Source organism: Brevibacillus sp. FW306-2-1A-C05A (assembly GCF_058781555.1).
Genome location: NZ_JBYSWV010000046.1, coordinates 1 through 11,903 on the forward strand (window position 1 = coordinate 1; position 11,903 = coordinate 11,903).

Annotated in this window: 11 protein-coding genes; 10 read left to right on the plus strand and 1 reads right to left on the minus strand. The window is 53.4% G+C overall.

The features are described from left to right. Nucleotides 1–324: 324 nt before the first annotated feature. Nucleotides 325–1,338 carry a LacI family DNA-binding transcriptional regulator gene (locus AC3WJN_RS21065; RefSeq protein WP_007785944.1) on the minus strand — a complete coding sequence of 338 codons (1,014 nt, stop codon included), beginning with the start codon at nt 1,336–1,338 and terminating at the stop codon, nt 325–327. Between the two features lie 594 nt (nt 1,339–1,932). Between AC3WJN_RS21065 and iolG the strand changes: the two genes are divergently transcribed. From iolG to AC3WJN_RS21115, 10 genes are all read left to right on the plus strand, one after another. Then, nucleotides 1,933–2,958: an inositol 2-dehydrogenase gene (gene iolG / locus AC3WJN_RS21070; RefSeq protein ID WP_290426477.1), complete on the plus strand. Its 1,026-nt coding sequence runs from the start codon at nt 1,933–1,935 to the stop codon at nt 2,956–2,958. 37 nt (nt 2,959–2,995) lie between these two features. Continuing rightward, nucleotides 2,996–4,090 (plus strand): LLM class flavin-dependent oxidoreductase, encoded by a 1,095-nt coding sequence (locus AC3WJN_RS21075; RefSeq protein ID WP_007785949.1) that lies wholly within the window; start codon nt 2,996–2,998, stop codon nt 4,088–4,090. Between the two features lie 51 nt (nt 4,091–4,141). Further along, entirely contained in the window at nt 4,142–4,681 is a 540-nt protein-coding gene (locus tag AC3WJN_RS21080) for an NADPH-dependent FMN reductase (RefSeq protein WP_007785951.1), read from the plus strand. A gap of 157 nt (nt 4,682–4,838) precedes the next feature. After that, entirely contained in the window at nt 4,839–5,276 is a 438-nt protein-coding gene (locus tag AC3WJN_RS21085; protein ID WP_007785953.1) for a riboflavin kinase, read from the plus strand. Next, complete coding sequence (locus AC3WJN_RS21090; RefSeq protein ID WP_007785955.1) at nt 5,273–5,554, plus strand: hypothetical protein; 282 nt, start codon at nt 5,273–5,275, stop codon at nt 5,552–5,554. The genes AC3WJN_RS21085 and AC3WJN_RS21090 overlap by 4 nt, the downstream gene beginning before the upstream one ends. A gap of 453 nt (nt 5,555–6,007) precedes the next feature. Beyond that, nucleotides 6,008–7,099, plus strand: a complete 1,092-nt coding sequence (locus tag AC3WJN_RS21095) for a tartrate dehydrogenase (RefSeq protein WP_007785957.1) — start codon at nt 6,008–6,010, stop codon at nt 7,097–7,099. A 71-nt stretch (nt 7,100–7,170) separates the two neighbouring features. Then, nucleotides 7,171–8,034, plus strand: a complete 864-nt coding sequence (fba, locus tag AC3WJN_RS21100) for a class II fructose-1,6-bisphosphate aldolase (RefSeq protein ID WP_007785959.1) — start codon at nt 7,171–7,173, stop codon at nt 8,032–8,034. Between the two features lie 63 nt (nt 8,035–8,097). Further along, on the plus strand, nt 8,098–9,135 hold the full coding sequence (locus AC3WJN_RS21105) for a LacI family DNA-binding transcriptional regulator (RefSeq protein WP_007785961.1): 1,038 nt from the start codon (nt 8,098–8,100) through the stop codon (nt 9,133–9,135). Between the two features lie 239 nt (nt 9,136–9,374). Next, a complete protein-coding gene (locus AC3WJN_RS21110; protein ID WP_007785962.1) occupies nt 9,375–10,376 on the plus strand; it encodes a LacI family DNA-binding transcriptional regulator in 1,002 nt (333 codons plus the stop codon). Nucleotides 10,377–10,685: 309 nt separating this feature from the next. After that, nucleotides 10,686–11,888: an MFS transporter gene (locus tag AC3WJN_RS21115; RefSeq protein ID WP_007785964.1), complete on the plus strand. Its 1,203-nt coding sequence runs from the start codon at nt 10,686–10,688 to the stop codon at nt 11,886–11,888. Nucleotides 11,889–11,903 lie beyond the last annotated feature (15 nt).

The window sequence follows — 11,903 nt, forward strand, 5'->3', positions numbered from 1 at the left end:
AACGCTTAGTCATTCAAGAATCCCACCCGTACACCGCAAGGTGGAAGGCTTGCGGCTTTAGCCGTGGGAGTCTCAAATAAGTTAATTGGGGAGACGTGGGAGCTTCAGCTTTGTCGCAACAGCGCCGACCCAAGACAGGATTGAACCAAAAAACACCGCGCCATTCTCAGGAAGCTGCTTTTCTGCGCCGAGGTCGGTAGCGTGGTAGATTGAAAGGTGCAGGTGATAGGCCAATCAGCTACCGTTGGCCCATCACTACCTCAACCGACAAGCCATCAGCTTTTCAGCCGAGCAACCCCGCAACCCAACCTATCCCACCCGCCTTCAACGCACCAACTCCCTCGTCGACCTCCTGACAACCAGCTCCGGCCGAAGCTGGATTTTTTGTTTGTTGCGCTGCATCCCTTTGATTTCCTCTAGCAGCAGGTTAATAGAGAGACGCCCCATGTCTTGAATGGATTGCGCCATGGTCGTCAATGGCGGGTTGGACATGGCGCTGAGCACAGTGTTGTCGAAGCCGATGACGGACAGGTCATCCGGAATAGACAGCCCCAGCTCCATAGCTGCGTGGATGACGCCGAGCGCCAGAATGTCGTTTCCGGCGAAAATAGCAGTCGGGCGCTGGGGGGCGGAAAGAATCTCCAGCGAAATTTGCTTGCTCTCCTCGATTGTGGCATTCGGAGAGCTGAAAAAGGTCAAGGTTTTCTCGTATTTCACCTCAAATTCCTCGAGCGCGTGCTTGTAGCCGCGCAGCCGTTCTTTCCCCAGCAGCAGCTCCCCCAGTTGAATCGTACCGATCCGGCGGTGCCCAAGCTCCAGCAAATGCTTCGTGGCCTCGTAGCCGCCGATAAAATCGTCGACCGAGACGCTGTCGATCGGCAGCGGTGTCGTCAGTTCTTTGTTCACAATTACAGTAGGAATTTGCTTGTCGAGCAACTCTTTAATAAATGACTCGTCCTGCGAGCCGGAAATGATGATGATTCCATCGACCTTTTTGTCGATCAAAAAAGCGCTGTGCTTGAGTTCATTCGCTTTTTGGAAGTCCGTGCTGCAAATCAGGATGCTGTAGCCTAATTCGCGGCCACAGTCTTCGATGCTTCGGGCAAATTCAGCGAAGAACGGGTTCGCCAAGTCCGGAATCAACAAGCCGATCGAGTGGGAGAGCTTCCCGCGCGGCGCGGAAGCCACCGTCTTGGGCTGGTAGTTCAACTGCTCCATCACGCGCAGCACCTTTTCTTTGGTCTTGTCGCCAATTTTCCCGGTATTATTGATGACTTTCGATACGGTAGCAGTCGATACTCCCGCTTCTTTTGCCACATCGTATATCGTCGGTTTCATGCATGTACCCCCAATTTTTAAGCAAATAAGCGGACAGATGATCCATCCCCAGCGGAAACGCCGTGTTTTGCGCTGGCGCAACACGTGTTTGCCGGATGGCTTCGGGTGTTTGCGGGCGAGCGGATTGTTTTTTCAGGTGATAAGCCCATCCCAACGCCGCCCCGCGAAAAACTGCGTGAGCCACAACCGCTCTATGTAAACTATACCATAGCGAAGAGGGAAACTTAAAGGTAAAACAGCGAAAGTTAAGGTAACAAAATTAAGTTTGTTACCTTAACTAAACTCACGAAAAATTATTCAGAAAATTAATTAACTTTCTTGTTGAATTGATAAAACAGAGGGTTTATACTGAGGTACAAATGGAACAGCCCACTTTTTACAGTGCGCTACCAAACAAAACGCGAGGAAACAAAAGGGAGTAACGAAAAGCGGTTAACTAAATGAAGTGTTTTGTTTCTTTTGTTTGTTACCTTGTTTCTTTACCAGTGCACACCGCGAAGCCATACCCGTACGCATCTGGGAAACTACGTGTTCAACTCGCGCATGTGCAAATGCGGTGTTCAATTGCCATTTTAGGAAAGGGGTTCGAGTGTCGTGGATCGGAAAGTGCGATGTGCCGTTTTGGGGTTGGGGAGATTGGGCAAAATTCATGCCGAAAATATTGCAGGGAAGATAAAAGGAGCGCAGCTCGTAGCTGTCTCCGATGTGATGCCGGGCGTAGCGGAAACATTCGCCCGGGAGCATGAGGTGAAATACTGGTCCACAGAGCCGGATGCGATCATAGCGCGCGATGACATTGACGCCATCATCGTTGTGACGCCAACCAGCACGCATGCCGAGCTGGCTCGGAAGGTGGCCCGGTCGGGAAAAGCGCTGTTTTTGGAAAAGCCGATTTCGACAGAGATTCAGGTCGCGAGAAGAACGGCGAGCGTGATTGAGGAAGCAGGGATTACGTGCCAGCTTGGGTTTATGCGGCGGTTTGATCCGGCTTACGCGCATGCCAGAGACAGAATTGCGGCAGGAGATATCGGGACGCCGCTCTATTTCAAAGGCGTTACGCGGGACCCATTTGTCGCGCATGAAGAGTACGTGGCGACATGCGGCGGCATTTTTACCGATTTGAACATCCACGACTTTGATATCGCCCGCTTTTTGATGGGCCAGGAGATCGTGGAAGTGAATGCGATGGGATCGGTCCTGGCTTCGCCGATCGTGGCCAAGTATGACGATGTGGACCAGGCGTTAACGTATTTGCGGTTTGCCGATGGGGCCGCAGGCGATGTGGAAGGGTACCGAAATGCCAAATACGGCTACGACATTCGCGCGGAAGTGATCGGGACGGAAGGGACATTGGTCATCGCCGGCTTGCGCAATCATAACGTGACGCTTCTCGGGCCGAATCAGGGCAGCTTTGACATTATTCCGTTTTTTATGGAACGGTTTGAGACCGCTTACTTGCGCGAGCTGGAGCATTTTATCGAGTGTTTGCACCGCGATGCCAAGCCTGCTGTCGGCATCAAAGACGGATTGATCGCGCAGGAAATCGCCCATGCGGCCAAAACCTCTTGCCAAACGGAACAAAAAGTGCGCGTAAATGTGCACGGACTGACGACTGACTGAGAAACGAACATTTTTCTTCATAAATGGAGGGATTATTATGACGAAATTGAATATCGGAATGTTTTTGATGCCGCAGCATCCGCCGGAGCGGTCTTTGTACGATGCGACCCAGTGGGATCTGGAAATGATTGAATATGCCGACAAATTGGGGTATAGCGAAGTGTGGATCGGCGAGCATTTTACCGCGCCGTGGGAGCCGATTCCATCCCCGGATTTAATCATCGCGCAGGCGCTGTTGCGGACAAAGCAAATCAAGCTGGCGCCCGGTGCCCATTTGCTGCCCTATCATCATCCGGTGGAGTTGGCGCATCGCGTCGCCTATCTCGACCATCTCGCCCAAGGCCGCTTGATGCTCGGGATCGGGGCAGGCGGAACCCAAACAGACTGGGAGCTGTTTGCTGTCGACGGAAAAATAAACCGGGAAATGATGATGGAAGCGTGGGAGCTGATGCAGAGATTGTGGTCAGACGAGGAGTCCTTTTCGTTCCGGGGGAAATTTTACAGCGCCAACCAGCCAAAGGCGCGGCATGACGGGATTCTCGGACCGCATATCAAGCCGTTCCAAAAGCCGCATCCGCCTATCGGGATTACAGGGTTCAGCGCGGGTTCAGCCACATTGAAAATGGCGGGCGAACGCGGATTTATCCCGATGAGTCTCGGCTGGAACAGCGAGTATATCAAATCGCACTGGAATGCGGTGGAAGAAGGGGCGCGCTCTGTAGGGAAAGAAGCGGACAGAAGCAGTTGGCGCATCACGCAAGACGTCTTTGTCGCGAAAACGGATGAAGAAGCAATGGCCGGAGCGTTGGGAGGCATGATGGGTCGATTCTTTGACGAGTCATGGCTGCCGCTGTTTAAAAAGCAGGGCGACATCAAAAACTTGAAGCCCGATCCGGCGCTTGCCGACGAAGAGGTAACTGCCGAATTAATGGCCAAAACCGACTGGCTGGTAGGATCGCCGGAAACGGTCGCGAAAAAGCTGCAAAAGCTGTATGACACGGTCGGCGGTTTCGGGACTTTGCTGATTACGGGCTACGACTATAGCGAATCGCCGGAAATATGGAAAGAGTCCATGCGCTTGCTGGTCGAGGAAGTTTTGCCTCGCCTGCATGTAAAGCCGCAGACGGTGTAGCCGAAAAGCGAGCTGCGCTGTTTGCAGCTAAGCAGAAGGGAGGGGCTTATTATGAAGCTGTTGGGAATTTCCGGGACGGTCACAGGCAGGAAAACAGCGGCTGTCGTCCAGGAGGTTTTGCGTCACGTAAAAAAGCAGGACGACAGCATAGAGGTGGAATTGCTGGATTTAAGCGAGTACCAGGTGCAGTTTTGTGATGGCCGGGACCCTGGGACCTATGCGGGCGACACCAAAAAAGTGATCGAGCTGGTAACGGCTGCGGATTGTTATGTCATCGGAACACCGATTTTCCAAGGTTCGCTCACCGGAGCGCTGAAAAATTTGTTTGACCTGATTCCCGTCTCTGCCCTGCGCCATAAAGTAATGGGGTTTGTCGCGACAGGCGGAACGTACCAGCATTACCTGGTCATTGAAAATCAACTGAAGCCGATTGCCGGTTATTTTCGCGCATTCACGGCTCCAGGCTACGTCTATGCGCATGCTGACCATTTCAATGCGAATAACGAAGTAGTCGCTCCGGACGTCTTGGAGCGAATCGCCCTTTTGGCGCAGGAGATCGTGTTCATGCAAAAGGCGCTCAAAGGAAACTGAGCGAGCGGAAAAGGACGATGCAGCGTGTGGGGGTTCTGGCAAAGCGAGTCCGTGCTTCGGGTAGGTGTGCTTGGAACGCCGCGGCTACAAACCGCGGCCACAAACCGCAACAAAGACAATTGGAGCGACCAATACGCTACGGAAAGAGGGGAAGAAGATGGAGCAGCCTATTTGTACTTTGCACGGCCAGGTGGTGAGCGGCAAGCAAGTAGGCAGAACGCTCGGCTTCCCGACCGCGAATCTGTCTCTGCTTCCCCCGCATCCCAGGCTGGAGCAGGGCGTGTACGGGGTGACGCTTTTGTGGAACGGACAGACGCATGCGGGCGTGATGAATGTCGGCCGCAGACCTACTTTTCACGATGGAGTGCAAATCAGCCATGAAGTGCATTTGTTTGAGTGGGACGGAGACCTTTACGGAGCGTGTGTATACGTGGACGTACATTTCTACGTCAGGCCGGAAATGGCCTTTTCCGATCTCACTCAGTTGCAAAAGCAGATCGAGCGCGACGTAAACAGCGTGAAGGCAGCGTTTCGGCTGTCCGGGCAAAAAGGGCGGACAAGCAGAGCGGAACAGGAGGCGATGATCGGCTTGTGACAGCAGCGAGCATTGTGCATTTGCCGGACTTGACGTTTGCGCAGCATCTGCAACGGGAATTTGGCATCAATCGCGGCGTTTTCAATACGATGGATGCGTGGTTTTACGAGCATGGGTACGTGGAGATCACGCAAAGAAGGAAGCTGTTGATCGAGTTTCTCCGCATCGCTCGCGAGCAGAACAGGCAGGGGAGACGGATGCGATTTGGTCACGGCGGTCTGGCTGCCAAAATGAATGATTTTCTCATGCAAAACAACGCGCATCAACGGTTCAGCTAACATCCTCGACGGGGGCCTCGTGCCTCCGTTTTTTGTTTTGCAGGGCAGCAGCATAGTGTGGCTTGAAATGAAGGACCAAGACTTGTGCTCCTTGGAGACAAACGCTGCGCCCATGACTTGACTCCGCGCCAGCGCTCCAATGGACTCATGAAATCCAGAGAAAGCCCAGACGCAAGCCTCCCCCTCCCTCGAAGAAACCGCTTAACCTGCTTTCGTTAAAATACTCACATTTTTTCGATAAATACATTTACACCGGAATTGATCGTAAACTATAATACTAGGGTAACCGCTTAATCTAGCGTCAATTCGCTATTTTCTATGAATGCTGTCCGCAGCGGGGACGCCGGAAGCGCGAAAAAGATTTCCTTGTTATTCGATGCGATTAGTAATGAATACGGGTGTATAAACGCCACAATCCAACAACAATGCAAGCGATTGCGAAAGGAGAAACGTATGACGAAATTGTACAAAATTGCCGTCATCCCGGGAGACGGGATTGGCCCTGAAGTGATCCAGGAAGGGGTAAAGGTGCTGGAAAAGGCCGTAGAGCTGACAAATGTTCGATTCGATTTTCATTACTTTCCGTGGGGCTGCGAGTATTACCTCCAGCACGGAAGGATGATGGCAGAGGATGGCATCGAGCAGTTGCGGCAGTTTGACGCCATTTACCTGGGCGCAGTCGGCTTTCCCGGCGTTCCCGACCACATATCGCTCTGGGATTTGCTCTTGAAGATTCGCAAGGAGTTTGACCAGTACGTGAACATTCGCCCGATCACGCTGTTGGATGGAGCGCCGTGCCCGCTGAAAAACACGGGGAAGGAACAGGTCGATATGCTGTTCATCCGCGAAAACAGCGAGGGCGAATATGCGGGAGCGGGGGACTGGCTGTTCAAGGGAAAAGACAACGAGACCGTGCTGCAAACGAGCGTTTTCTCGCGCAAAGGGACGGAGCGGATCATTCGCTACGCGTTTGAAACGGCGCGCAAAACGGGCAAATCGCTGACCAGCATCAGCAAAGGGAACGCCCTGAACTACTCCATGGTGTTTTGGGACCAGGTGTTTGCGGAGGTGGCGAGCGAATACCCGGATGTCCCGACGCACTCGTATCTCGTAGATGCAGCCAGCATGCTGATGATTAAGCAGCCGGAACGATTCCAGGTAGTCGTTACCTCCAACCTGTTCGGGGATATTTTAACCGATTTGGGGGCAGCGCTCGCCGGAGGCTTGGGCTTGGCCGCTGGAGCGAATATCAATCCGGAGCGGACGCATCCTTCCATGTTCGAACCGATTCACGGCTCAGCGCCTGACATTGCGGGAAAAGGGATCGCGAATCCGTTGGCGGCGATCTGGTCGGCCAGTCAGATGCTGGAGTTTTTCGGCTATGAAGAGCTGGCAGGCAGCGTCTTGAAGGCGATCGAGCAGGTGATGGTCGAGGGCGCAGTACTGACGCCCGACATGGGCGGAAAAGCTTCGACCTCCGAGGTTGGCGATCGGGTAGTCGAGGTTTTGGCGAGCATGCACGCGGCAGCCAAGGCACAGGCGTAAAAGCAGGAGCTGCAACGAACAATAAAACGAGCAAGCGACAAAATACCATTTTTTACTATAGGAGGATTCAGATGCCACTCGTATCCATGACAGCGATGCTGAACAAGGCAGTACAAGAAAAGTATGCAGTCGGACAGTTCAACATTAACAATCTGGAGTTTACGCAAGCGATTTTGCAGGCGGCAGAGGAGGAACAATCTCCGGTTATTTTGGGAGTCAGTGAAGGCGCGGCTCGCTACATGGGCGGCTTCAAGCTGATTGTCGGCCTGGTGAAGTCGTTGATCGAGGAGTACAAGATCACGGTTGACGTCGCCATTCATCTCGACCACGGCTCTTCCTTCGAAAAGTGCGTGGAAGCGATTCATGCCGGGTTTACTTCCGTCATGATCGACGGCTCGCACCATCCGCTGGAGGAGAACATCGCGATTACGAAAAAGGTCGTCGAGGTCGCTCATGTGCTCGGAGTATCCGTAGAGGCGGAACTCGGGCGAATCGGCGGGCAGGAAGACGATCTCGTGGTCGATGACGCCGAAGCGATGTACGCCATTCCGGCCGAGTGCGACAGGCTGGCGAAGGAAACAGGAGTGGACTGCCTGGCCCCGGCGCTCGGGTCTGTGCACGGACCGTACAAAGGGGAGCCGAAGCTCGGCTTTGACCGTATGGAGGAAGTGCAAAAGCTGACCGGATTGCCGCTGGTGCTGCACGGAGGGACGGGCATCCCTACCCAGCATATTCGGCGAGCGATTTCTTTGGGCACAGCGAAAATCAACGTCAACACGGAAAACCAGATCGCCTCGGCAGCCGCCGTTCGCAAAGTGCTGGCCGAAAACCCGAACGTCTACGATCCGCGCAAATATTTGGGCCCTGCCCGAGAGGCGATCAAAGACGCGGTGAAAGGAAAGATGAGAGAGTTTGGCTCCTCGGGAAAAGCGTAGACGGCCGCTTTTTGGCACAAACATGTTTCAAGACCGATTTTTCTTTACAAAGAGAGGGTAGAGATGAAGCCGACCATTTACGATGTAGCAAAGAAAGCGGGGGTGTCGATTGCTACTGTCTCGAAAGTCATCAACAATACCGGCCGAATCAGCGAGAAAACGAAAAATAAAGTATGGAAGGTCATTGGCAGCCTGAACTATCAGCAAAATGTGATCGCTACTGCACTGACCGGGAAGCATACGTACACCATCGGACTTTTGATTCCGGATTTGTCGAACCTGTTTTTCGCCGAGCTGGCACGCAGCATCGAAGACCGCGGGAATGAGCTAGGGTACAACCTGGTCATTTGCAGCACGGACTACAACCCCGACAAAGAAGCGAAGTATATCGAGCTGTTGAAGCGAAAAAATGTAGACGGGTTCATTTTGGCCTCGGGCTTCGAGAACACCTTGGAGGTGGAAAAGCTGATCGCGGAAAAGTATCCGGTCGCCATCGTCGCCCGCGACGTCCCAGCCTTCAATGTGAACGCGGTGTGCATTGACGATTTTCAGGGCGGGTACGATGCGGCCTCCTACCTGATCGAGCTGGGCCATCAAAAAATCGCGATTATCGCCCGCGACGTCTGGAGCAACCGGGAAAGAATCCGCGGCTTTCGCAAAGCGCTGGAAGATCATGGCGGGATTCGCGAGTACGCTTTCAGCCAGTTTACGCTGGAGTCGAACGTCCCGTGGGGCAAAAAAATCGCGCTCGATTATTTGAACTCCCCGGACCCGCCGACTGCCTTTTTTGCCTGTAACGACCTGCTGGCAATCGGGGCAATCGAGGCGATCCGCGAGAAAAAGCTGCGCGTCCCGGAGGATATCTCGGTCGTAGGGTTTGACAATACGGTAATTGCGACGATCATTGATCCGCAGTTGACGACGATTGCCCAGCCGATTCAGAACATGGGGCGCGAAGTGATGGACCTGATCGTGGCCGAGATCAAAGGGGAAAAGCAATACAAAAGCAGAATCGTGCTGAATACGAAACGCATCGTCCGCGACTCGACCACGCGGCTGAAAAAAGAGAGAAGTATAAGCAAGCAAAAGTCAAACGCCTAGCGGTTTTCTGCTACGCGTTTTTTTATTGGCGGCGGCCCAACCAGAAGCCGTGACGCGGTCGGGGATGCCCCGTGTCCCCTCTGTGCTGCCCTGCGCGCGGATATGGGTTATTGCTTCGCGATTATTTGTTCTTTACAATAAATATAAGCTTAAAGCGCTTAATCACTTGGAATGAAAACGAAGTTCATCCCGGACGTCAGATAGATCGCCATCACTATGATGGAAGGAAGGAAACTACAATGAAAAAAACCATTTATGATGTGGCAAGGGAAGCGAACGTGTCTATTGCAACCGTGTCCAAGGTCATCAACAACACGGGGCGGATCGGGGAAAAGACGCGCCAAAGAGTATTGCAGGTCATGAAGGAGCTGGATTACCAGCCGAGCCTCGTGGCTTCCGCCTTGACGGGCAAGTCGACGTACTCCATCGGCCTGTTGATTCCCGACCTGGCGAACCCGTTCTTTGCCGAGCTGGCGCGAAGTATCGAGGACCGGGGCCACGAGCTGGGCTACAGCATCGTCATGTGCAGCACGGACTATCGCCCGGAAAAGGAGTCGAAGTACATCTCGCTGCTTAAGCAAAAGAGCGTGGACGGGTTTATTCTTGCGTCCGGATTTCAAAATGATGCCGTGATCCGCGACTTGCTGAATCTGAAAATTCCGATCGCCGTACTGGCCCGCGACGTCTCCACTGTGTCCGTCGATACGGTAACCGTGGATGATTTCATCGGCGGCTACAACGCGACACAGCATTTGCTCGACCTGGGCCATCAGCAGATTGGCGCCATCCAGCTCGATCTGGAGGTCGGCCGGGAGCGCACGCGCGGTTACCGCCACGCCTTGCAGGAAAATGGTTTGGAATATGATGAAAAATACGTCCTTTTTGGTCCGTCGTCTGTAGAAGGCGGCAAACAGATGGGCTTGAAAATGCTGCAGGCTGCTGAACGGCCAACCGCCATTTTCGCAGGCAATGATTTGGTCGCGATTGGGATTATCCAGGCGGCGAGAGAGCTGGGGCTGTCGATTCCCGATGACGTCTCAGTAGTCGGCTACGACAACACGATTCTCGCTGCTATCTCCAATCCGCCGCTAACGACGGTCGCCCAGCCGTTTCACGATATGGGCCGGCAAGTGATGGACCTGTTGATCGAGGAAATCAAAGGGGAAAAGAAAGGGAAAAAGCGGGTAGTGATGCTGCCGGAACTGTGCGTGCGCGAATCGACCAAACGAATCAGAAAATGAAGCGAGAAAGCACCGGGGAAACAGGGTGCTTTTTTTACGTTCGCCAAAGCAAAAGGAGCGAAAGAGCGCCCATTGTTTGTTCAAGCGAGCCGTGTTCAATGGTGCGGACGGAGGCAAAAGCTTGGATGCGCCTGTCCAGCGCATCCAAGCCGTCCAGCGCAACAGGTGGTTAATAGCCTAACAATTGCGTTGATTTGTTCATTTCAGAATTAATTCTTTACACACGCGCGGAGCATCCCCTATAATAGAGTTAGGGAAAACGCTTAACCAACATGAAGTGACATTTTGTGCGAAAAGGCGATGAGCAAGATGCAGGCACAGCAGCTCGAAGCAAAGGATCATATCGTATTTGTCTTCGTCACCTTTATGTACTGGGCTTCTCAATATTTGTACACGCCGATACTGTCGCCGTACCTGGAGTACAAGGGCGCCTCGTACATGCTGATCGGGGTTGTTTTGAGCAGCTACGGCGTGACCCAGCTTCTTTTGCGCTTGCCGATCGGCGTCCTGTCGGATTACAGGCAGGTCAGACGGCCGTTTATCTGGCTTGGCATGGTGACCAGCCTGCTTAGTTGCCTCGGCTTTGCTGTCACCGATCATGTCGGATGGGCGCTTTTTTCCAGGGCGGTCGCCGGGATTTCGGCCTCGGCCTGGGTTGTCTTTACGGTTTTGTATTCGAGCTATTTTACCGGGGCAAACGTTACAAAAGCGATGTCGACGATCCATTTTATTACCGTTTCCGCTCAATTGATGGGGATGGGGGTCAGCGGCTACCTGGTCAGCCGCTGGGGGTGGAATGCCCCGTTCTGGATCGGGGCAGGAGTGGCTTTCCTCGGCCTGGCGCTCTCCTTTTTGATTCGCGAGCCGAAGCCGGAAGCATCCCGGAAGCCGATCGAGCCAAAAGATTTGGCAAACGTGATGAAAGAGCCGATTTTGCTGAAGGTATCCATTTTGTCCATTATCGCCCACGGCATGCTGTTCATTACGATGTACGGCTTTACGCCGTTGCAGGCATTGAAGATCGGCGCAGACAAGGAGAGTCTTGGCTGGCTTGTCGTCGCGTTCATGCTGCCGCACGCTGTGGCCTCTATCGTGGCGGGGAGATATTTTGCCGTCCGCTTCGGACATTGGCCCACGCTCGCCATCGGGTTTGCGGGCAGCGCCGCTTTTACGGTCGTGATCCCGTATGCGGACACGATGCTCACGCTGTGCCTGACGCAAATCGGCAACGGCTTTGCGCAGGGAATGGGTTTTCCGCTGTTTTTAGGAATGGCGATTCAGTACATAGAAAGTGAAAAGCGGGCAACCGCAATGGGCTTTTATCAAGCGATCTATTCGTTGGGCATTTTCTTGGGGCCTTTTCTTGCGGGCTGGCTAAATTCAGGCGGCGGATTGGCAAATGGCTTCATCTTCGCCAGTTTGTCTGGATTGTTGGCTGCAGGACTATCCATATATTGGAGCAAGGCAGAAAAAAGATCACTGACGACAGGCGTTTCTTTGGACAGGAAGTGACGGCCTGCCTTAACC